At 63.2% G+C, this 21,116-nt stretch carries 17 protein-coding genes; 7 read left to right on the top strand and 10 right to left on the bottom strand.

The window, feature by feature from the left end; genetic code table 11:
• A complete protein-coding gene (locus tag AC1RRC_RS06060) occupies positions 1–738 on the bottom strand; it encodes a YcbK family protein (RefSeq protein WP_493054365.1) in 738 nt (245 codons plus the stop codon).
• 96 nt (positions 739–834) lie between these two features.
• Entirely contained in the window at positions 835–1,698 is an 864-nt protein-coding gene (locus tag AC1RRC_RS06055; protein ID WP_493054364.1) for an EAL domain-containing protein, read from the bottom strand.
• A gap of 207 nt (positions 1,699–1,905) precedes the next feature.
• On the opposite strand from AC1RRC_RS06055, the gene AC1RRC_RS06050 reads away from it, so the two are divergent.
• The gene (locus tag AC1RRC_RS06050; protein WP_493054363.1) at positions 1,906–2,727 is read left to right on the top strand and encodes a class II glutamine amidotransferase; all 822 of its coding nucleotides are present in this window, start codon (positions 1,906–1,908) and stop codon (positions 2,725–2,727) included.
• Positions 2,728–2,737: 10 nt separating this feature from the next.
• Here the strand turns inward: AC1RRC_RS06050 and AC1RRC_RS06045 are convergent, their stop codons facing one another.
• Together AC1RRC_RS06045 and AC1RRC_RS06040 are read right to left on the bottom strand one after the other, a co-directional pair.
• Positions 2,738–3,328 (bottom strand): TIGR02466 family protein, encoded by a 591-nt coding sequence (locus AC1RRC_RS06045; RefSeq protein WP_493054362.1) that lies wholly within the window; start codon positions 3,326–3,328, stop codon positions 2,738–2,740.
• Between the two features lie 41 nt (positions 3,329–3,369).
• On the bottom strand, positions 3,370–3,852 hold the full coding sequence (locus AC1RRC_RS06040) for a GNAT family N-acetyltransferase (RefSeq protein ID WP_493054361.1): 483 nt from the start codon (positions 3,850–3,852) through the stop codon (positions 3,370–3,372).
• Between the two features lie 271 nt (positions 3,853–4,123).
• On the opposite strand from AC1RRC_RS06040, the gene AC1RRC_RS06035 reads away from it, so the two are divergent.
• The 4 genes from AC1RRC_RS06035 to AC1RRC_RS06020 all read left to right on the top strand — a co-directional run bounded on the left by AC1RRC_RS06035 (position 4,124) and on the right by AC1RRC_RS06020 (position 7,517).
• A complete protein-coding gene (locus AC1RRC_RS06035; RefSeq protein ID WP_493054360.1) occupies positions 4,124–5,140 on the top strand; it encodes a sulfate ABC transporter substrate-binding protein in 1,017 nt (338 codons plus the stop codon).
• 184 nt (positions 5,141–5,324) lie between these two features.
• The gene (locus AC1RRC_RS06030) at positions 5,325–6,200 is read left to right on the top strand and encodes a serine hydrolase (protein ID WP_493054359.1); all 876 of its coding nucleotides are present in this window, start codon (positions 5,325–5,327) and stop codon (positions 6,198–6,200) included.
• The gene (locus AC1RRC_RS06025) at positions 6,200–6,724 is read left to right on the top strand and encodes a GNAT family N-acetyltransferase (protein ID WP_493054358.1); all 525 of its coding nucleotides are present in this window, start codon (positions 6,200–6,202) and stop codon (positions 6,722–6,724) included. Before AC1RRC_RS06030 ends, AC1RRC_RS06025 begins: the two co-directional genes overlap by 1 nt.
• Before the next feature lie 64 nt (positions 6,725–6,788).
• Positions 6,789–7,517: a DUF1963 domain-containing protein gene (locus AC1RRC_RS06020; RefSeq protein WP_493054357.1), complete on the top strand. Its 729-nt coding sequence runs from the start codon at positions 6,789–6,791 to the stop codon at positions 7,515–7,517.
• A 262-nt stretch (positions 7,518–7,779) separates the two neighbouring features.
• Here AC1RRC_RS06020 and AC1RRC_RS06015 read toward each other — a convergent pair whose 3' ends face one another.
• The 3 genes from AC1RRC_RS06015 to AC1RRC_RS06005 all read right to left on the bottom strand — a co-directional run bounded on the left by AC1RRC_RS06015 (position 7,780) and on the right by AC1RRC_RS06005 (position 9,589).
• Positions 7,780–8,055: a hypothetical protein gene (locus AC1RRC_RS06015; RefSeq protein WP_493054356.1), complete on the bottom strand. Its 276-nt coding sequence runs from the start codon at positions 8,053–8,055 to the stop codon at positions 7,780–7,782.
• Between the two features lie 26 nt (positions 8,056–8,081).
• Positions 8,082–8,618 (bottom strand): hypothetical protein, encoded by a 537-nt coding sequence (locus tag AC1RRC_RS06010; protein ID WP_493054355.1) that lies wholly within the window; start codon positions 8,616–8,618, stop codon positions 8,082–8,084.
• A 143-nt stretch (positions 8,619–8,761) separates the two neighbouring features.
• Positions 8,762–9,589: a hypothetical protein gene (locus AC1RRC_RS06005; protein WP_493054354.1), complete on the bottom strand. Its 828-nt coding sequence runs from the start codon at positions 9,587–9,589 to the stop codon at positions 8,762–8,764.
• A gap of 288 nt (positions 9,590–9,877) precedes the next feature.
• On the opposite strand from AC1RRC_RS06005, the gene AC1RRC_RS06000 reads away from it, so the two are divergent.
• Both AC1RRC_RS06000 and AC1RRC_RS05995 read left to right on the top strand, forming a co-directional pair.
• The gene (locus AC1RRC_RS06000; RefSeq protein ID WP_493054353.1) at positions 9,878–10,459 is read left to right on the top strand and encodes a hypothetical protein; all 582 of its coding nucleotides are present in this window, start codon (positions 9,878–9,880) and stop codon (positions 10,457–10,459) included.
• A 135-nt stretch (positions 10,460–10,594) separates the two neighbouring features.
• The gene (locus AC1RRC_RS05995; protein ID WP_493054352.1) at positions 10,595–11,617 is read left to right on the top strand and encodes a hypothetical protein; all 1,023 of its coding nucleotides are present in this window, start codon (positions 10,595–10,597) and stop codon (positions 11,615–11,617) included.
• A 32-nt stretch (positions 11,618–11,649) separates the two neighbouring features.
• Here the strand turns inward: AC1RRC_RS05995 and recD are convergent, their stop codons facing one another.
• From recD to recC, 3 genes are read right to left on the bottom strand one after another with little or no spacing between them, the layout of a single operon-like run.
• Positions 11,650–13,695, bottom strand: coding sequence for an exodeoxyribonuclease V subunit alpha (gene recD, locus AC1RRC_RS05990; protein WP_493054351.1), 2,046 nt, complete (start codon positions 13,693–13,695; stop codon positions 11,650–11,652).
• Positions 13,695–17,597 carry an exodeoxyribonuclease V subunit beta gene (gene recB, locus AC1RRC_RS05985; protein ID WP_493054350.1) on the bottom strand — a complete coding sequence of 1,301 codons (3,903 nt, stop codon included), beginning with the start codon at positions 17,595–17,597 and terminating at the stop codon, positions 13,695–13,697. The genes recD and recB overlap by 1 nt, the downstream gene beginning before the upstream one ends.
• Entirely contained in the window at positions 17,594–21,070 is a 3,477-nt protein-coding gene (recC, locus tag AC1RRC_RS05980) for an exodeoxyribonuclease V subunit gamma (RefSeq protein WP_493054349.1), read from the bottom strand. Before recC ends, recB begins: the two co-directional genes overlap by 4 nt.
• Positions 21,071–21,116: the final 46 nt, after the last annotated feature.

The following is a 21,116-nucleotide window of genomic DNA, read 5'->3' as shown; positions in this document are numbered from 1 at the left end:
TCACCCTTTCCAGGTGCGCTTCAAGCCGGTGTCCGCATGGATCCAGCCGCCCCGGGGCCCGGAGCGGTAATAAAAGCCGACGCCGCCCTGCCGGAAGCTGCGCACCAGTCCGCCCAGCACTTCCTCATTCAGGTTGGGAATGCGGATATCGGCCGCCTTGCCTTCCATGTGCAGCGACTGGCGCGCGGCGGGAATGCCTTGCTCGATCAATTTGTTGTTGGAACTTCTGGTCCGGTACCCCGACAGGATTTCCACCGGACTCTCAATGCCGTAGCGCGCCACGAACGCTTGCGCGCCCCACAGGGTTTTCAGCAATTCCGGGTCGATCGGCGCGGTTTCCTTGCCATTCACATCGCGCAGCAGGTGGCACAGTTCCTGGTAAGCCGAATCAATCAATTCGCCGTCCCGCCAATACAGCAGTTTGGTTTTTTCACCGCTGGCCGGCCGCACCAGCTGGATGGTGCGCGGCCTGACCCAGAATTCCAGGTCCAGCGACTGCGCATCAAAGATGTCCGGCGGCGGTTCCAGGTCGTCATCCGGCGCCGGCGTCATTTGCGCCAGCTGGGCCGGTTTGTCGGCCGCCCTGGCCGGGGTTTTCAGTGCGGGTGCTGGTTTCGGTGCGGCCTTCGCCTGCCGCACCGGTTCCGCGCGCGCGGCGCAGCCCAGCAGCGGCGCACCGATGAAACTGGCGGCGCTCAGGCCCAAACCAGTCTGTAAGAAGTCTCTGCGCGATGCCATAAGTCAATCCGATCAAACAATACCCTGCAACTATAGCTGATTAGCGGAGGGTGTTGAGAAACCGCATTAAGTTGATGTGGCTGGCTTAAGAGAAAATTAAGTTGCCGCCCCCCTTGCCGGCACGTCGCTGTTCACGACCGGTGGCGCCAGCGCCGGCTGCGGCACGTCGAGCAAAGCGCCCTGGGCCAGCAGCGCCGTGCCGGCCGCCTCGGCAATCCGGTGCAGCGACTGCAGCGCACCGACCGAATCGAGGCGGCGGAATTCCGTGCGGACCCCGGCTTGCCTTGCCTGTTCCAGCAGCGCCACCGTGGCCGCATCGGCATCGATCGAACCGCCCACGGCGCGCGCATCGAGCCGCAGCACATCCGGACGCACCCGTTCCAGCAGCGCTGCGCCATCGCGCGCCCCGGAAGCCTGCACGGCAAAGCGGAAGCCATTGCGGCGGTAATTGTCGGCCACGTAGTTGATCAGCCAGCCCTGCTGCGCCGTCACCGGCGGCAGCAACAGCACGATGCGCGCCAGCGGCAATTCCAGCGCATCGAGGATGCGGCGGAACGCATAGCCATGGTTGCTGGACACGGCGCTCAGCAAGCGGCTGTGCACGTTCAGGTACAGGTCGGCGCTGGCCGCGCCGGCGGCATCTTCCTGCCGGAAGAAATTGATCGCATGCAGCATGCGGCACAACCGGTCCAATTCCACCGATTCATCGTCACTGGCCGCACTGTCCAGCAGTTTCCATAGCGACAAACCGTCGCTGCCACCGGCCGCGCTGCGCGCCAGCCCTTCATAGGCCACCGCCGCCCCGTGCTGCAATTCACGCACCGGCTGGAATGCGCTGGTCATGGTGCAGTTGAAGAAGCGGCCCTGGGCGCGGCCCTGCGCATCGAGCTGGATGCTGGTATGGGATGCGCCGTCGCGGGACAGGCGGGACAGGTATTGGTTCAGGACGGGAAAACTCATGTCATTAGGCTCCAGGTTGCTGCAATGACGACACCTTATCCCAGCCGTTACGGGCGCCGAACGAATGGTTTATTCCATATGTATTCGTTTTCTGCATATGGAGGCATATTCCGCATTACAACTATGCATATAGCAAAACATTCGTTCCGCCGCCCGCGTGTCACCGTTATCGTGGGCTCATCGTTATTTTTTTCTTGCGGTGTCACCATGTGCCAGCTCCTCGGAATGAACAGCAACCAGCCAGCCGACCTGCGCTTTTCCTTTGCGGGATTTGCCGAACGGGGCGGCCGTACCGGGGAACACAAGGATGGCTGGGGCATCGCCTTCCACACCCGGCGCGGCGTGCGCCTGTTCCGCGACGAGCGCGCCTCGGTCGAGTCGCCGCTGGCCGAACAAATGAAACAGCGCCGCATCAAGGCCAGCAATGTCGTCGCGCATATCCGCAAGGCCACCCAGGGCAGGATCACCCAGGAAAACTGCCATCCCTTTACCCGCACCTTGTGGGGCCGCACCTGGTCGTTCGCCCACAATGGCGATTTAAAAGGGTTTTATCCGGACACCGGGCTGTATGACGTGGAAGGCGACACCGACAGCGAACGGGCGTTTTGCCATTTGCTGTCAGGCCTGGCCGGCCGCTTCGGCGTGCAGCCGAACCGGCGCGCGCTCTATGCGGCGGTGGCGGAACTGGCGGCGGAAATCGCGGTCCACGGCACCTTCAATTTCCTGCTGTCGGACGGCGAGACCTTGTTTGCCCACTGCTCGACGCACTTGCACTACGTGTCGCGCGCCTATCCGTTCGCCCAGGCCAGCCTGGTCGATTGCGAACACAGCATCGACCTCAGCCGCCACAACGGACCGGACGACCGCATGGCGGTGATCGCCACGCAACCGCTGACCAGCGATGAAACGTGGCATGGCTTTGTACCGGGGGAATTAAAGATGTTTGCCGATGGCCGCGCCATCGATGTTGCCAGCCTGGGGCAGCATGCCCAGGGCTGGCACAGCGCCGCGTGCGCGTGCGCCGCCTGAGTGCCGGACGTTACGCCGCCACCGCGTTCATGCCGATCGCAATCCGGGGCGCCGCCACCGGATGGGGTTCGACATGGTGTTCCAGCCAGTTCGGGAAGACCAGCATTTGTCCCAGCGATGGCTGGGCGGCAGTGAGGCCGCCGCCATTGAAACCGCGCCCCGCCACTTGCCCCAGCTTGACGGCCGGACGCGGGTCATGGAACAGCACGGGATTCGAGCCTTCCGGCACTTGCAGGTAAAACGCGGCCGACAACAAGCGGTTCGGATGCATATGCTGCATATTAAAACCGCCTTCTTCATGCAGGTTGACCCAGCCTTCGACCCGGAACCGGATCGCGCCCGGCAACTGCATTTCCTGCAATACCTGGCCAAACACGGTTTGCGCCGCGCCGTGCAGCGGCTCAAAGGCTTGCTGCTGCAATAGCGTGGTTTCGCTGTTCCAGCCGCGCCGGATGGTGCGTCCCGCCGGCTGCGGCTGCGCCGCGCGCAATTGCCGGATCAGGTCCAGCCACAAGGGAAAATACGGTTGCAAATAACCGAGATCGAACGACCAGATCGTGGTCGGGAAGATATCCTGGCGGCTGACGGCGATTTCAGGCATGCGGACCTTTCAGGTTATTGCGGGTTAATTTAAGCGGAATATTAAGCGGAATTACAGTTACAGAAGCGCTTGCGGGGTTTCGCATCGTCGCCCTCCGCAGGCGGTTCGCTGCCATCGAGCTGCTTCCAGAAAAACGTGGTATCGACGCCGTACGGCGAGCGCACCTGGCCGGCGCGGGTATAGCCATGGCGTTCAAAAAAACCGGCGCCGGTGGCGGTACTGTGTAATTGCAGTGCTTTCACGCCCCAGCCGCAGGCAATTTCTTCCATGCGCGCCAGCAGCGCCTTGCCCAGCCCCAGGCCGCGCGCTTCGGGCACCAGGTAGCACAGCGCCAGCTTGCCGGCGCCCGTCAGCAGCGCCACGCCCACCACGGTATCGTCGTGCAGCGCGACCAGCGAATGATTGGTGGGCGACTGGAACCAGCTGGCCACCATTTGCGGCGTTTTGTTGCCGAGCCACGCGCCCAGGATGGCGGGGTCGTTGTTGTGGTCGAGGACACAGCATTCGGCAATGGACCGCCGCAAAACATTGCATGCCGCAGCAGCGTCGCCAGATGCAGCAATACGAATTTCAAGACTCATGTGTACTCACAAAATAATGCCGATCACCCGGCGCCAGCGGCTTGCCGCCGGCACACAGCGCGACTATACACCAGCCAGAAAAAGCTCGTGTCGCATGCCGTGCGTTTTGTCTAGACTCGAAATCGTGATTTATATATTACGAAAAATTCGTATCTTTTCCGGCGCGAATTATAGACCATGCCTATATGTCTTTCACAACAGGATCAAAGTCCCCATGACACAGAAAAGTAATAAGCGCCGCACCCTGATCGCGACCACCCTGCTGGCCGCCGCCCTGCCCTTTGCCGCCCCTTCCTATGCGGCCGACACGGCGATCCTGAACGTGTCGTATGACGTGATGCGCGAAGTGTTCAAGGATATCAATCCGGCCTTTATCGCGGATTATAAAAAGAAGACCGGGGAAACCGTGACCGTCAACCAGGCGCACGGCGGCTCGTCGAAACAGGCGCGCTCGGTGGCCGATGGCCTGGAAGCGTCGGTGGTGACACTGAACCAGGCCAATGACGTGGACTTGCTGGCCGACCGAGGCCTGGTGGCGGCGGACTGGAAAGCCAAGTTCCCGAACAATGCGGCGCCGTTTTATTCGACCGTGATTTACCTGGTCCGCAAGGGCAACCCGAAGGGCATCAAGGACTGGGCCGACCTGGCCAAGCCGGACGTCAAGGTCATCATCCCCAACCCGAAAACCTCGGGCAACGGCCGCTACTCGTACCTGGCGGCCTGGGGCTCCGTGCTGAAAAAAGGCGGCAACGAAGCACAAGCGCGCGACCTGGTCGGCAAGATCTTCAAGAACGTCCCGGTGATGGATACCGGCGGCCGCGCGGCCACCACCACCTTCACCCAGCGCAACATCGGCGACGTGCTGGTCACGTTTGAAAACGAAGTGCTGCTGGTCAAAGGCGAATTCGGCGACCAGTTCGACATCGTCTATCCGCCGACTTCGATCCTGGCGGAATCGCCGGTGGCCGTGGTCGATAAAGTGGTCGACAAGCGCAACGCGCGCAAGCCCGCCACCGCCTACCTGAATTACCTGTACAGCGAGGCCGGCCAGGAAATCCTCGCCAAGCACCACCTGCGCCCCCGTTCGGACGCCGTGGCGAAAAAATACGCCGCCACCTTCAAACCGATCACCCTGCTGAGCGTGGATGACTTGTTTGGCGGCTGGCGTGCACTGCAAAAAAAGCACTTTGACGATGGCGGTGAATTCGACAAGATCTACGACGGCAAGTAAGCGCTTTCCCCTCTGAAACGTCCCCAAAAAGCCCCACAGGCCTGCCTGTGGGGCTTTTTTGCGTGTGCGCCATAGACGAGTTTGTCTAATTACTGTATCTTCGTACTTGAGGAAATATTGCCGTATAGATATTGTGCAATGCAATACACCGCCGATTTTCCGTCCCTCCCAATTGCATATTCAAATGATCAAGAAAACAGTAGCCGCCCTGCTGATGTCCTTGAGCGCCGCCGCTATGGCGTTGCCGCTCGGCTCGCAAAATGTGCTGGTGGTCGAAGATGACACCGGCAAAATCCTGCTTGAAAAAAACGCCACGGCCCAGGTGCCGATCGCATCGCTGACCAAGCTGATGACGGCCATGGTGGTGCTTGACGCCAAGCTGGACATGAATGAAGTCATCAACATCGACCGCTCCGATGTCGACATGTTGAAGCACAGCCAGTCGCGCGTGCCGGTCGGCGCCGCGATTTCGCGCGCCGACGTGCTGCAACTGGCGCTGATGTCGTCCGACAACCGCGCGGCCGCCGCGCTGGCCCGCACCTTCCCCGGCGGCCAGGCCGGTTTCAAACGCGCCGTCGACGTGAAAATCAAGTCGCTCGGGCTGGCCAGCACCGTGATCGAAGAACCGACCGGCCTGTCGCCGCACAACCGCTCCACGGCGGCCGACCTGGTGAAAATGGCCAACGCCGCGTCGAAATACGATACCATCCGCGACATGTCGACCGACAGCAAGGACACCATCAGCATCAACGGCCGCAAGGTCGAATACCGCAACACCAACCGCCTGGTCGGCGCCAAGGGCTGGGACATCGGCATGTCCAAGACCGGCTACACCGAGGAAGCGGGCCGCTGCCTGATCATGCGCATCAAATCGGCCGGCAAGTATTCCACCATGGTGCTGCTGAACGCCGGCGCGAGCTCGGCGCGCCTGATGGATGCGCTGAAGATCCGCAAGTACATTTCCGGCGATGACGATAAGCCGGTGAAACCGGTAAAACAAAGTCTGCGCAAGAAGGCGCCGGCGTCCAAGGCGGCCAACAAGCGACGCCGGGCTGCCTGATGATCAAAGGAAGCAATTTCCTCATCCGCCATGTTCTGCCCGATGACCTGCCCGCGCTGGTGCCGCTGTTAAACGACCCGGACATCCGTGGCGAGTACCTGCCGAGCGCGATCCACTCCCCGGTCGACCTGGCGCGCAAGATCCGTGAAGATGGCATGGCCAATGATGGCTTGGTGCGCTACGTGATCGTGGAACACCCTGGAAGCGCCATCATCGGGACGATTTGGCATGCAAAAGGCGTCCCGTATTTCAATGCGCGCGAAATCGGCTACACCCTGTCGCATGACTACCGGGGCCGCGGCATCGTCACCGAAGCGGTCAACCTGATGGTGCGCCACCTGTTCAACGCCACCCTGATCAACCGGATCGAAATCCGCATGGACAGCCGTAACCTGGCGTCGGAAAAGGTGGCGATCAAATGCGGTTTTCAAAAAGAAGGAGTATCGCGCGGCGCCAATTTCGTCCGGGGCAAGCATGTCGATATGAACTTGTATGCGCTGTTGCGCGATGAGGCAGTGGTATGACGAGAAACTGGGGCGCCTGTTGAGGCGCCTTTTTTAATCCGGCTGTCCCGTTCGAGGAGCAAACATGCGTGAAGAAAAACTGGATGCGCTACTGAAACCACTCATCAAGAATGCAATGAAGCTGGAACTGAAGGCGGACGACGCTGCGGTCAAGCCATGCTGTGAAAGCAAATTCGGCGGACAGCCCTATGCCGAAAAGGGGGAAAGCTGGCCGGAATGTCCCAAATGCAAAGATCCGCTCACCTTTATCAACCAAACGGTGGATGAGAAAGAAAAGGCGCTCTTTGCATTTTATTACTGCAACGAGTGCTTCCCTTGGGGCTTGGGTGACGAGGAAGCAGGTCTTTGGGTCACCAGACTTTACGACAATCCCACATCGGAAAAGATGGTGGCCATCAGCCGCAATGATGATCCACATGCGCTGGTCCCATGCAAGGTGACGTCGTCCGCGGTACGCGTATTGCCAGACTGGGAAGCGCTGGACTCGATATCGAGTGAAGCCAGCAGTTTATGCGGCGAAATCTCACCTGATGCCCCATGGGAAGCCTACGATGAGGCGGTTGAGAGGGCTGGATGCCTGAATGACTACGCGACGTTGCTTGGTGGCTACCCGCGCTACATTCAGGGAGAAGCTTGTCCCAAATGCAGGGAATGTGGCACTGAAATGGAGTTTTACGCACAGGTGGACTCAGAAGAGGAAGCGAACCTGATGTGGGGTGACGTGGGATTGGTGTATTTTTTCCGATGTCCTACTCACAGGGATCAATTTCAGCTGGAGTTGCAGTGTCATTGATATTGCGGCATAGGGTCGGATTAAATGTAATAGCCATCTGATTGGCAAATACGTGCAAGTGGTGCAAGTTGGTGGCTAGCAGACTGAAATACCGACCGACTTGAATCGGCGATGGCGCTTGAATTGTAGTAGTTCAGACTTGATCTGACACACTACGCCCTATCACAACCTGCGGCATCCGCCCCGAAGCCGCCAGTTCCTTGGACTAGTTGCGCGAGGTCGAATGATGGCTATTGGCCGATTTCAGCCTGAACGGCCGTCCTCATTTTTGAGTGGCCCACGCTGAAGCCAGTCGGCAGCCATCGTTCCCCGGTACGGCGTTATCGATTGCCGCCACGTTGCGGAGCGCAGCCTCTACGTCAAATTTTTCTGAATCGATTAATGCTCCGGCTTCATTATGTAAAGCATGCGCTAGGTGCGCCGCTAAACGCACATCACGGGGCGCATCATTTTCACTCCCTAGATAGGGGCTCAGCAGCAAACGTATCTCGTAAAGTGCATTAGCAATCAGCCGGGCCTCAGTGTTATCTATACTCATTTTCTGCTTCAAAAATTCAGTGACAGCTACTGGCAGTAAGCGAAGGTGTCACGATCCATGGCGATAGCAAATTTCCGCCAACCGCCGGGCGGATCGTACTCGCCCGCGCCCTCGATTTGCAGTCCATTCACCGCATGCAGGAGCACACCGTCAACGCCAAGATTTGACCACACGTGAGCCAGTTCACCCTGTCTAGAGAATGCAAGCGCTTCAGATGCTGACGTAACAAGGACTGAGAGCTGCGCCGGCAAGTGTTCGAAATCACCACGATCATACATATGGCCGAAGTAGCCATCGACCTGATGCTTGGCTAGCTCTCTTGTCTTCGTATTAAAGACGAAGACGCTGTGGCCAAACCCGATATATGCGATGTGGCCGACACATCGAGCATCTTGAAAGCATGACGGTCCAGCGCTCGCAAGCACGTTCACCTGTGTTCTCAAGCCCTCATCATCAATAATTCCAAACCGCGCAGCAACCATCGGATCGGCTCCGCCTTCCTCTGTATAAACGATGTGATCGAAATCGCATTCGTCGATCTGCTCACTAAAATAGATTTCCATATTCAGCCGTGAAACTTATTCGTCCGCTATTGGCTGCCGGTAGCGGCCATTGAGAACTCTAAATCACCTGACAGTCCGTGTCGGATCAAGTTTGCACTAGTACAAATAAATAAAGGGTGGATTGCGAACTTTTTTGGCTCCGACTACTTCGCCATCCGAATTTCATCCGCCATGAATGCGTATTGCCGTGTGTTGATAGCCTTGATGGCCGGCAGCATTGCGGCGATGCGTTGCACGAGCCGGCATTCCTCTTGACCGTTCTTGGGCTTGCTGCCGAACATGCGCATCAGCTCCTGCATATAAGGCCGCTTCTCGCGCTCGAAGGCCATGAATTTGGGTGAGCCAAGAATTTGCAGCCAGATCTTGCCGCGCTTCTCGTTGTTCCATGATTGCGCTTTAGCCCGCTCCTGGACAACGCGGTCCACCTCCGCCTGACGCTGCTTTTCGTGAGCGCGCATGTCGGCGAAGGTGGCTTCGATCTGGCGCTCCACGTCCTTGGCGCCGGTGGTCGAACTACACGCTGAATCCGGCGGCTGGGTTTTCGGGGAGGGCGACGTTGCAAGGGGGCGGTTTTCGCATGCCTCGCTGAACTGCTCGGCACGTTGCTTGTTTTCGCTCAACATCGCCTTGAGCGACGCGCTTATCTGCTCATGCCGCGCGACCAGTTCGTTGTTCTTGCCGATCTTTGCATTGAGCGCCTGCATGGCGGTGCTGTCGCGGCGATCAACCGCAACCTGCTCTTTTTCAAGTACCGCGCTCAATGCATCTACCTCGGCCTCCAACGCCTTGAGCGTGTCCAATTCCGCATTGTAGGATCGCACACTCTGGTTAAACTCGGCGAGTTGTGCGCGGCATTGCATTTTTTCATCCGCCGTCAGCGGGCCCTTGACAGTTTCGGCATCGGCGCCTTGCGCATGTTGCGACAGCACCAGCGAGGCTACAAAAATCGCCGAAAGCGAGGGTCGTTTCATTTTTCTTACTTTCATGTTTGGAATGATAGGGCGGGTTAAGCAGCGCATGTGCAATTTCTGGCCGGATGCGCGCACGTGAAACTCTAACTCACCAGGCAGCTATTGTCAGATCAAGCTTGGCCGACTACAAATAACCATTGCAATACCAAAGGGATCGCCCCTCTCCGCCGGCTCTCTGGCAAATTGTCTGTCAATACAGTCTTGTTTGGGTTCTCCCCTTTTTGAAGCCTTTTTAAAAACAACGGTCAAAAGAGACAGTACCAGACAAAAAAAGACAGGAGGCCCAGAATGTTTACCAGACTGACCGTGGAAGTCCCCCAGTCCCTGCTGCTCGAATTGCTGGGATACCTGAACACCCGCAAAGACCAATGCAGTGTCGACCGCGCCACCACCGATGCGTTGCGAAGCTGGCTGCTGGCGCAAACCGGCAAGGCGCCGGTGGAACCAGGCACCCGTGGCTATCAATGGAAAATGCTATTCCTGCCCGAAGGCACTTGCATCCAGTCCTGGAGTTACGGCGAGCATAATTATGCGCGCGTGGTCGGCGATCAAATCATCCATGATGGCCGTCCGGTCACGCCCAACCAGTTTGCCCGCTCATTTGCCCGCACCGAGCGCAATGCATGGCGTGACTTGTATATCAAACGGCCGGAGGACAAGAACTGGCAACTGGCCAGCCGCCTGCGTCGGCAATTGTTGGCGGAACAATCACAGACCGCATCAGCCCCCACAACGCCCGCGTCCACCAAGCGGCTGGCAGTATTGCCGGAGAAGTCCACCTCAGTGGAGCCGCGCTGCCGCACCCCGCAGCCAGGCTGGGACTTACCTGAGCGTCGCAAATACCGCATCCGGCTGGAAGACCTTGAATAAGCGTAGCCCGTCAGGCCCCGCTGGCGCGCCGTTTCCAGGTACGGCGTACCGCCGTCCTCCAGCCCCCCCCCCCCCCCCGTTAATACGCGCGTTACTGTGCTAAAGTAATTGCTTTATTAATAACCTCATGCCAGCATGCCTGTTCCCGCCTTGCGCATCCAACCGCTGTTCGCCGCAGCGGTATTGTTTCTCAGCGCCGCTCCTGCCATTGCCCAGGATATTGAACAAATCCAGCGGCGCGCCATCATCGACAAGGCCGCTTCCGCCTTCATGGAAGGAAATTTCCGCGAACTCGAGCGGCAATCCCAGTCCTACTTGACCGACGATCGCCGCACCGCCAGCGGTGCTTTCAAGATCACGTTATTCGATGACGGGATTAGTGAAGCGATGGGCTTCGACGGCCCTGACAGTGACGTCCGATATAAGGAACTGATCGCCAAAACCACGGCATGGACGTCCGCCTACCCCGATGCTCCGCTGGCGCATGTACTCTACGCACGCGCACTGCTCAGTTATGCGTTTCATTTCCGCGGTGGCGGCTACGCCAACACGGTGCCGCCTCGCGCGTGGGCATCGTATGAGCAATACGCAAGCCTGGCTGCCGATGCCCTCTATAAAAGCCAGGGCGTAGCGGGCGTCAGCACCAGCTGGCACGCCACCTTCATCAATGCGGCGCGCGCGCTGGCCTTGCCGCGCGAGTTGGTCATGAAAGTCGTGGAAGACGGCATCCGGCGCAATCCCGACGATTTCCGTCTCTACCAATACGCGTCGGTTTATTTCCAGCCAAAATGGCATGGCAATGACCGGGAATTAACAGCCTTTATCAATCAAGCCGCACGCATGTCGTCCGGGCGCTACGGGATGGAAATTTATGCCCGGCTATTCAGTGGGGCCGCGCAAGGCCAGTACAAGCACCAGCTTTACACCGCTTCCGGGGTCGACTGGTTCCGCATGAAACAGGGGCTGGAACAATGGACCGAACGCTTCCCCACCATGTGGAACTACAATATCTACGCGTACCACGCGTGTATCGCCAACGACAAGGCCACCACACGGGTGCTGTTAAAGAAAATTGGTGACGCGCCCATCCTCAACATCTGGGCACCCAACGAGGACGTGATGTATGCGACGTGCCGTCAAATGGCCGAAGAACCGTAAATCAGCGGCTGCCGGACCAGCGCGCCCCGTCTTTACCCCACCAGCCCCCGCAACCCGCTGGCGCGCTGCGTACGCACCGCCACCGCTTCATCGAGCACCCCGGCCACCGGGGTGGCCAGCGTGAAGTGAGTACGGGCCCGCGTGATGCCGGTGTAGACCAGTTCGCGCGCCAGCACCGCGCTGGCAGACGCAGGCAGCACCATCACCGTGTGCGCGAATTCCGAGCCCTGCGATTTATGCACCGTCATGGCAAACGCGGTTTCCACGTTGCGCAAGCGCGTGGCCAGCACGCTGCGGATATGCGGGCCTTCGCTGAAATACACGCGCAGGGAACCGGGCCGCAGCGGGTCCGGCAAGGTCAAGCCGATGTCGCCGTTGAATACGCCGGTGGCGTAATCATTGCGCGTCACCATTACCGGCCGTCCGACATACCATTCGCCGCGCCGCCGCAGCAAGCCCGCCGCTTCCAGCTTCGCGGCAATCGCGTCGTTCAGGCCGGACACGCCCCACTCCCCTTCGCGCACCGCGCACAGGATGCGGAACGATTCAAACGCCAGCAACACGTCGCGCACCCAGGCTTCGTGGCGCGCGGTGTCCTGCGACAGCGCGCTGCCGTCTTCCAGCCCTTGCACCATGCGGCGCAAATACCGCTGGTAGCCGCCTTCCGCCTGCGGCCGTCCCTCCAGCGCCAGTTGCAGCACTTGCGCATGCTGGGCCGGATCGAACCAGGCCAGCTGGCCGCTCTCGTCCTCGCGCAAGACCGCGCGCACGCGCGCCACGTCCCCCGCGTTGACCGCCAGCGCCAGTTGCCCGATCGGGCCGCCGAAACGCATGCTCTTGCGCAGCATGACGGTCTGCTGCGCCAGCGGACCGCCGCCCTGCACGAACGATTCCGGCAACGCAATGCCGGCCGCGTCACGCATGTAGTCGGCCGTCGCCGCGCTGTAGCCGCCGCTTTCCGCGTCATGGCACATGTCGCCCAGCACGGCGCCCGCCTCCACCGACGCCAATTGATCCTTGTCGCCCAGCAGCACCAGCCGCGCATGGGGCGGCAGCGCATCGAGCAGCGACGCCATCATTTCCAGGTGCACCATCGACGCTTCATCGACAATCAGCACATCGACATCGAGCGGATTGCCCTTGTGGTGCACGAAGGTGCGGGTATCGGGCCGCGCGCCCAGCAGGCTGTGCAAGGTGCGCGCGGCGCCCATGCGCGCCGCCAGTTCCGGCAACTGCAAATCCGGCACCAGCGCGGATAAGGCTTCCAGCGCCTGGTCGATCGATTGCTTCAGGCGCGCGGCGGCCTTGCCGGTCGGCGCGGCCAGCGCGATGCGGATGCCGCCGCCGGCCGGCGGCAGCGCGGGAGGCGCCGTCAGCGCGACGGCCGGGATGCGCTCCAACCCCGCCGTGGCAAACAGCAACGCCAGCAACCGCGCCACGGTATAGGTTTTACCGGTGCCAGGCCCCCCGGTGATGATGCCCAGGTCGGCCCGCACCGCCACCGCGCACGCGGCCTTTTGCCAGTCGGTTTCGCCATTGGCCGCGGGCGGGAACAGGATATCGAGCCATTGCCGCACGCGCCGCGCATCGATATCGCGCTGGCGCAGCGCGCGCGCGCGGACCGACTGCGCCACGCTGGTTTCGTCGCGCCAGTAGCGGCGCAAGTACAACCGCTCCTCATCGAGCACCAGCGGCTGGCCGAAATCCAGGTCGGCGGCGGGCCACACCTGCTCGCACTGGTATAAATGCGCACGCCAGGCCGACGCGCTTTTCGGCAGCGGCGCGGCGACTGCCCTCAACGCCTGCCAATCGTCCTCGCTCCAGCCCAGCATGGAACGCACCGCCGGACTGGCGCCCGCCAGGTCGGCCAGCATCAGGCAACTGTGGCCGCGCCCCTCCAGTTCCGACAACAGTACACAGGCCAGCAGCAGCGGCGGTTTCGCGGGGCCTAACGTGGCGACAAAGCGCGCGAACGCGCCCGACAGCCGGCGCAATTGGCCCGCTTCCGTCATCGCATCGATTTGCGCCAGTAGTTTTTGCCGCCCGCTGTCCGTCACTTCCATGGTATTAACAGCCATCAGCCGGCCTCATTGAACAGTGCATCGAGGCCATCGAGCAGCCCGGGATCCGGCGCCAGCAGGCAGCAGCCGCGCGTTTGCGCATGGCCGATGCCGCGCAGGAAAAAGAACACCGCGCCGCCCAGTTGGGTGGCGGGATCATAGGCGTCGCCCAGCCGCGAGCGCAGCAGCCGGTGCAGCGCCAGCATGTACAGCGCGCCCTGGATGTCATAGCGGTGTTCCGCCACGCCCAGCGCCAGCGCCTTGGCGTGATACGCGCTGTCGTTGCCGCCCAGCGCATTGGACTTATAGTCGAGCACCCAGTAGCGGCCTTCATGCTCGAACACCAGGTCCATGAAGCCTTTCAGCATGCCGTGCAAGCGCCGCTCCGGCAACGCGGGACGGGCAAGGCCGGGCAAGATATGGCGGCGGCACAGGCGGTCCAGCGCGCCGCTCGACAGGCGCTCGCTGGGGAACCAGAATTCCAGCTCCGGCAACGCGCCGTCCAGCGCCGACAACGGCGCCCCCAGTGGCGGCAGCGGCGTGCCGGCCACCGCGCGCAGCCACGCCAGCGCATCGTCCTGGCGATTGGCCCAGCCGGCCCGCTCGATGCGCCGCAGCAGGCGCGCATCGAATTGCGGATCGTCCACGCTGGCAAAGCCTTCATGGGCCATCCACTCGAGCTGCTCGTGCAGGAAGTTGCCCGGGACGGAACCGCGCGGGAAACGGTGCCACGGGTCGTCGGCGATGCGCTGCAAGGCCTCGGCCAGCGCCTGCTGTTCCAGCAATTTGGCCTGCAAGGCCGTGCGCGGCACGCGCGCTTCGCCTGGCGCCATGCCGGCCACGTTGGCCGCGCTGGCGGTGCTGCCCATTCCCGGCACCGGCACGCCAGCCAGTCCCGCCGGCCCTGCCGGCCGCACAGCCCCTGCGGCCCCTGCCGACGCGGCCGGACGCTGCACGCGCTCATCCCAGCCTGCCGCCGCCCCGCCATCGGCCAGCAAATCCGCCGCCAGCAATTGCGCGTAACCCTGCGACATGTCTTGCGGATTGCGCCGCGTCAGCGAGGTAAAGCTGCCGACCGACCAGTCGCGCTCGAAGTCCCCTTCAAAGCGGCGCGCCGGCACCAGCGGCGCCTGCAAGTCTTCGCGCCGCAGCATGGTGACGGGACCGCCGGCCTGGTCCAGCCGCCGGATGGCGATCGCGTCGCAATCGCCCTTCACCTGTTCCCAGCGCAGCGCCAGCGCAGCGGCGGGCAACGCTTCGCCGCCTGTCAGCAAATAACCCAGCGCGGAGTCGTGCAACGTGTTGGCGCCTTCCTTGCGCGCCGCCAACGCCGCCACGCCCAGCCATAGGAAATGGCGCGGCCGCGTCAGCGCCACGTACAGCAGGCGCAAGTCCTCGGCCAGGCGCGCCTCTTCCACCGCCGCCAGCGCATCGTCGGACAAGGCCATGTCGATATGGCGCGTGCCGGCCGTATCGGTGAATTCAAAGAAAGTACGGTTGCGTTTATCGGCCTTGCGCGCCGTCACGGCAAACGGCAGGTACACCAGCGGATACTCGAGGCCCTTGGATTTATGGACGGTGACGACTTTTACCAGTTCCGCGTCCGATTCCAGCCGCAGCACCCGTTCATCGCCGCTGTCGCCGCCCATGTCGATCTGCTCCGCCAGCCAGCGGATCAGCGCCTGCTCGCCATCGAGCTGGCGGCTGGCGGTTTGAAGCAGTTCCGCCAGGTGCAGCAAGTTGGTCAGGCGCCGTTCGCCGCCAGGCTGCGCCAGCAGCGACGATGGCAAATCCAGTTCATGGATAAAGCGGCGCAGCATGGCCAGCACGCCCTGGCGCTGCCACACCAGGTGCAAGGTCTTCAATTGCTCGACCCGCTGTTCCCACGCCAGTTCATCGCCGGACAGGCGCGCCAGTTCCGCCAGCGGCAAGCCCGCCGTGCGGGTGGCAAAGGCGGCGCGCGCCAGGCCGCCGTCGAGCGGATTGGCCATCGCCGTCAGCCAGCGCAACACGTCGGCGGCTTCCTCGCTGTCGATGACGGAATCCTTGTCGGACAAATACACGCTGGCGATGCGGCGCCGCGCCAGCGCGTGGCGGATCGCCGCCGCTTCCTTGCGGTCGCGCACCAGCACCGCGATGTCGGCCGGCTGCAAGCGCCTGAAATTGCCGCCATCATCGAATCCGGCCCGTTCATCATTGAGCAGCCCGGCGATGTGCTCGGCGCAGTGGTGCGCAAAGAATGCGCGGTAATCGTCTTTTTTGATGGCGTCGGCTTCAGTACAGGACACCAGCAGCGCCGCCAGCGGCCCGTCCGCCCCCACCAGCCGTTCCTTGCGGCCATGGGCGCCGACCGCCTCGAACGGCAGCGGATTGTCCTCCCCGGACCGGAAGCGGAACGCGCCCTTCGGATGACCGCCGGGTTGGCCACAACCCTGCGCGTGGCCTTCCGCATGCATGAACACCTGGTTGACCGCCGCCACCAGCGCTTGCGTGGAACGGAAGTTGGTGCCCAGCTGGTAATGGCGGCCGGTGGTCGCCAGCCGCGCCGCCAGGTAGCTGTGGATGTCGGCGCCGCGGAAGCCGTAGATCGATTGCTTCGGATCGCCGATCAGGAACAGGCCCAGCGCGGGATCATTGGCCTCGACCCGGTATAGCAAATCGAAGATCGCGTACTGGTTCGGCGCGGTATCCTGGAATTCATCGACCAGCGCCACCGGGTACTGGTCGATGATGCGCTGGCGCAGCGCCGCGCCGTTGTCACCTTGGAGCGCCTGCTGCAAGCGGTCCAGCATGTCGGCAAAGCCGAACTGGCGCGCATTGCGTTTCAATTCCTCCATGCGCCGCGCAATGGCCAGCGCGGCATGGCGGTACAGCGCATGGTCCAGCGGCTCGAGTTCCTCCAGCGCCGCCCGCAGGCCCGGAATCGCATCGAAGTCGGCGGGAATCGCCGGCACATAGCCTTTGGCGCAAGCATCGAGCAGACCGTCCGGGGCTAGCCGGTTCCACGCGGTGCCATTCAAGTCCGGATGCAATTGATGGTCGTCCTGGGCCCAGGTGCGCAGCGCCTCGAACCATTTGGCCACGGATTCCGGCTTCATCTTCGCGCCGTGGAAACACTTCGGCGCCGCTTCGCGCTCGGCAAGGATCCACTGTTCCATGCGGTTGGCGCGTTCGCACCAGCCCTCTTTCAATTCCAGCACGCGCGAACGCTGGAAGCGCTGCAGGCGGGTGATCAGCGCACCCAGCGTTTCACGCCCTGCGCCGGCCTGTTCCACCTCGCGCTCCAGCCATTCCCGCCGTCCCGCCAGGGCGCGCACCGAAGCCTTCAATTGCCCGACATCGGCCCAGCAGGCCAGCATTGGCTCCAGCAGGCGCGCATCGAGCGGATACACTTGCTGGCGCCAGTAATCGTGCGCCGCATCGTCGAACAGCGCCGCTTCATCGCTGACCAGTTCCTCGTCGAACAGGCTGCCACTGTCAAACGCGTGTTCGCGCAGCATGCGCTGGCACCACGCATCGATGGTGAAGATCGCCGCCTCATCCATGGTTTCCGCCGCCAGCATCAGCCGGTGCGCGGCCTGGCTGCGCGCGCCATCGTCCGGATACGATTCCAGCAAGGCGTCGAGATAGGGATCGGCCTTGCCCGCGTCATCGCCGGCGTCGCGGCGGAAATACCCCGCCGCCTCGATCAGCCGCTCGCGCACGCGGTTCGACAATTCACGGGTGGCGGCGCGGGTAAAGGTCATCACCAGGATGTCGGACGGCAGCAGCGGCCGCGCATAGCCATCGGCGCCACCGTGGCCCAGCACCAGGCGCAGGTACAGCGCCGCGATGGTCCAGGTCTTGCCGGTGCCGGCCGACGCTTCGATCAGGCGCGAGCCGTGCAGCGGGAACGACAGCGGTTGCAGCAGATTGCTCATGGCTGCGCCCCCTCCAGCGGTGTCATCGTCACGTGCGCCGCCATCCAGTCGGCCAGCGGTCCATACAGCTGTTCCGCGCACGGCAGCCAGCCGGGCTCCTGCGCCAGCGCCGCGAATTCCGGCCATAGCCGCGCCAGGCACAGGTCCACGACTTCGCCGTCGCGGTTATAGTCGCCGTCATAGGTGCCGCGCGCATCGCCTTCGGCCAGCAGCGCCAGCGCCGTGCGGCAAGCCACCGGCAGCGGGCGGTCCATGCCGTCGCGCCACCATTGCACCAGCACCGCCAATTGTTCGCGCGCCGCGCCCGGTTCCAGCGGCGCGAAGTGCGCCACCACGTCGCGCGCCACCAGGATGCCCGCCACCGGATATCCCTGCGCGGCCGCCGCCAACTGGCGCAGCCAGATCGGAATCAGCTTGTCGCCGCGCGGCGCGCCGTTGCGGTCCGCCACGCGCGACGCCAACTGCGCCAGCCACACGGTCTCGGTGCCGTTGCTGCGCAACTGGTCGACCCAGTCTTCCAGCGGGGTGTCGCCATCCCCTGCCTGCGCCGCGAAGCGCAGGCTGACCGCCAACTTGGGTGCGGGCAGCGGGTAGCGGGCGCGCTGGTGCAGCCATTCGGTGCGCACCGGCACCAGTTCATCGACCAGCGTGCGCTGCACCTGCTTGCCGGGCAAACCGATCGGCAACAAGCCTTCGCGCTCCAGCCGCTCCGCGCGCGCCGCCAGACGCTCGCGCACTTCGGCCACCGGTTCCGGCTCGCTGCTGTCGTCCAGCATCTTGCCTTCCAGGCCAAAGCGCTCCAGCGCATCGAGTGCAAACGGTTCCTCGTCCTCCCCGACCAGCACGGCCTCGCCAAACACGACCCCGAGTCGCTGGCGGAAGAAATACCGCACCGGCTGGCGGATAAAGCTGGCCAATTGGCCCAGGCGCAGACGGAAGCCTTCGTCCGGTTCATACGGCGGCAGGTCGGCGCCGTGCGCCGGGCAGCCCCCCACGGCCATAAGGGCCGCATCGGCATCGGCATCGGCAACGCCATTGCCGATATAGGCGCCGCCATGATCGCGGTGCGCCTCGCGCCATTCGGCGGCATAGGTCGGCAAGCCGCCCTGTTCGAAATAGCGGCGCGAAAACGGCTGCAGCGCGTGTTCGGTGGTGAGCGTGGCCAGGTCCAGGTTCCAGCCCGCGTGCAGGTAATCGCGCAATTGCGACACCAGCACCGACGGCGGCTGCTCGCTGTTGTCGCGCACATTGCGCCCGACCCAGCTGACATACAGCTTGTCGCGCGCGGCCAGCACCGCTTCCAGCATCAGGTAGCGGTCATCGTCGCGGCGCGAGCGGTCGCCGGGGCGGGCCATGCCGGGCAGCGCCAGCAAGTCGAAATCGGCGCGCGGCGCGCGGCGCGGGAAGTCGCCGTCATTCATGCCCAGCAGGCATACCACGCGGAACGGCACCGCACGCATCGGCATCAGGGTGCAGAAGGTCACGCCGCCCGACACGAACTGGTGATCGAGGGTCGGCTCGTCGAGCGCGCCCAGCCAGGATTCGCGCAACACCGCCAGCGGCACCGGTTCGTCAAAGCCGGCGCCTTCGCAGGTTTCCAGCCAGCGGTTCAGCGTTTCATGCAATTGCGCCAGGGTCAGGCGGTCGTCTTCGCCGGCCGCCGTGAAGAAGCTGTCCAGCAGGGCGCGGGCCTGCTGGCCCCAGTCGGCCGGCGTGCGCGGCGCCGCCAGGATGGCGCGCCATGCCAGCAGCGCTTCCACCAGTTGCGCCAGCGAGCCCGCCAGCGCGGCATCGAGGCCGCCCACTTCGCCATAGGCTTCGATGCCGTTATAGGTCACGCCGTCGCCGCTGGCGTAACCGAGCAGCATGCGCCGCAAGCCGAAGATCCACGCATTCTGTTCGCCGGCCGGCGCCAGGCCAAGGCCGGCGCGGTGCGCGCGGTCCAGGCCCCAGCGCACGCCGGCGCCTTCGATCCACACACCCAGGGTCGGCAAATCGTCTTCGGTCAAGCCGAAACGCTGCGCCAGCGCCGGCACATCGAGCAGATCGCGCACCTCGCTCTGGCGGCAGCGCTGCTGCGGCAGCCGCAGCAGCCATTCCAGCGCCACCAGCAGCGGGTTGACGCTGCGGTCGTTGACGTCGCCAATGGCAAACGGGATATGGCGCGCATCGTTCTTGCGGTGCTGGCCGAACACCGCGTGGATCGCGGCGGTAAACACATCGATGTCGGGCACCATCACCACCACGTCGCGCGGCCGCAGCCCCGGCGAAGCGGCGAACATGGCCAGCAAGCGGTCGTGCAGCACTTCGACTTCGCGCTGCACGCTGTGGGCGATGTGAAATTCGATCGATCCGTCCCCCGTGTCCGGCGGCGTGTGCGAATGCTCGCCCGGCGGCAGCAAGTCGCGCACGGCGGCCTGCACCTGTTCCAGCAGGGTCGTGCCGGCGTCTTCGCCGAACAGGTCGACCCGCATCGGCGCCGTGCCGTCATCCTCGCCACGGGCCTGGGCCGCCTCATCGAATTCGTCGAGCATGCGGATAAAGTCGCGCCCCTGCCGTCCCCAGCTGGCCAGCAGCGGATGGCTGTGCGCATGCAATTCTTCCAGCGGAATGTGCGCCAGGTCGACGCCGTTTTTCAATTGCTGCCGCTTGCGCGCGGCGCGCAACAGGTCGCGGCCATCGATGATGTCGCCCCAGTGGTAACGGCAGGGGTTCGGCACCGCCAGCAACACTTGCGTATGGCGCGCCAGCGCGGCCAGCGCCTGCAGCACTTGGTATGGCAACGATGAAATGCCGAACACCACCAGGCGGCGCGGCAGCGGGCCACGCGGCGCGTCGCCCCGCTGCACCGCCTGCACGAAGCGGGTGTGCACGCTGGCGCGGCCCAACTGCCGCTCCGCTTCCGGCACGCTGGCCACCACCGCGCGCCACAACGCGCCCTGCCAGCGCTGATCCGGTCCCAGCGCCACCGCTTCGCCGCGCGCGCTCCGCAGCACGTCGCGCCCCGCGGTCCAGTCTTCCAGCCAGTCGGCGCGGTACACCTGGTATTGGTCATACAAGTCGGCCAGCCGCGTGGCCAGCTGCAGCCGGCGCTCTGGGCAGCCGTCGCCAAGGAAATGGCGCAGCGGCGCGAACACGTCGTCTTGCAGCAGCGACGGCAGCAGGCGCATCAGCCGCCAGGTCAGCGGGCTCTTGTCAAACGCCGACAGCGGCGGCACGCTGTCGCGGCCCAGCATGGCGCGGTAGGCTTCCCACAGCTGGCGCGCCGGCAGGCGCAATTGCGTCGCGGCGCATATCCCGGTTTCCTCGGCCAGCGCGATTTTCAGCCATTCCGCCACCCCGTTCGATTGCACCAGAAAGGTATCGGTTTCCAGCGGCCCCAGCGGATGGCTCTGCAGCCAACCGAACACGGCCGCCCGCAACTGTTCCAGCTGGTTGCCGTGCAAAATCAAAAGGCCGGGGGAGATGGACATGGTAGGTCGCCAAATAAGCCGCGAAGTAAGCGAAACGGCATTATCG

The sequence above is a fragment of the Pseudoduganella sp. GW821-FHT12E03 genome (assembly GCF_058807115.1).
Note: the sequence above shows the minus strand (reverse complement) of the source record. Positions and strands in the feature narration are given on the sequence as shown.

Bases quoted from the DNA above. Each gene is read 5' to 3' on its own strand.
- AC1RRC_RS06060 (WP_493054365.1), bottom strand. From the start codon at position 738: ATGGCATCGCGCAGAGACTTCTTACAGACTGGTTTGGGCCTGAGCGCC.
- AC1RRC_RS06055 (WP_493054364.1), bottom strand. From the start codon at position 1,698: ATGAGTTTTCCCGTCCTGAACCAATACCTGTCCCGCCTGTCCCGCGAC.
- AC1RRC_RS06050 (WP_493054363.1), top strand. From the start codon at position 1,906: ATGTGCCAGCTCCTCGGAATGAACAGCAACCAGCCAGCCGACCTGCGC.
- AC1RRC_RS06045 (WP_493054362.1), bottom strand. From the start codon at position 3,328: ATGCCTGAAATCGCCGTCAGCCGCCAGGATATCTTCCCGACCACGATC.
- AC1RRC_RS06035 (WP_493054360.1), top strand. From the start codon at position 4,124: ATGACACAGAAAAGTAATAAGCGCCGCACCCTGATCGCGACCACCCTG.
- AC1RRC_RS06030 (WP_493054359.1), top strand. From the start codon at position 5,325: ATGATCAAGAAAACAGTAGCCGCCCTGCTGATGTCCTTGAGCGCCGCC.
- AC1RRC_RS06025 (WP_493054358.1), top strand. From the start codon at position 6,200: ATGATCAAAGGAAGCAATTTCCTCATCCGCCATGTTCTGCCCGATGAC.
- AC1RRC_RS06020 (WP_493054357.1), top strand. From the start codon at position 6,789: ATGCGTGAAGAAAAACTGGATGCGCTACTGAAACCACTCATCAAGAAT.
- AC1RRC_RS06015 (WP_493054356.1), bottom strand. From the start codon at position 8,055: ATGAGTATAGATAACACTGAGGCCCGGCTGATTGCTAATGCACTTTAC.
- AC1RRC_RS06010 (WP_493054355.1), bottom strand. From the start codon at position 8,618: ATGGAAATCTATTTTAGTGAGCAGATCGACGAATGCGATTTCGATCAC.
- AC1RRC_RS06005 (WP_493054354.1), bottom strand. From the start codon at position 9,589: ATGAAACGACCCTCGCTTTCGGCGATTTTTGTAGCCTCGCTGGTGCTG.
- AC1RRC_RS06000 (WP_493054353.1), top strand. From the start codon at position 9,878: ATGTTTACCAGACTGACCGTGGAAGTCCCCCAGTCCCTGCTGCTCGAA.
- AC1RRC_RS05995 (WP_493054352.1), top strand. From the start codon at position 10,595: ATGCCTGTTCCCGCCTTGCGCATCCAACCGCTGTTCGCCGCAGCGGTA.
- recD (WP_493054351.1), bottom strand. From the start codon at position 13,695: ATGGCTGTTAATACCATGGAAGTGACGGACAGCGGGCGGCAAAAACTA.
- recB (WP_493054350.1), bottom strand. From the start codon at position 17,597: ATGAGCAATCTGCTGCAACCGCTGTCGTTCCCGCTGCACGGCTCGCGC.
- recC (WP_493054349.1), bottom strand. From the start codon at position 21,070: ATGTCCATCTCCCCCGGCCTTTTGATTTTGCACGGCAACCAGCTGGAA.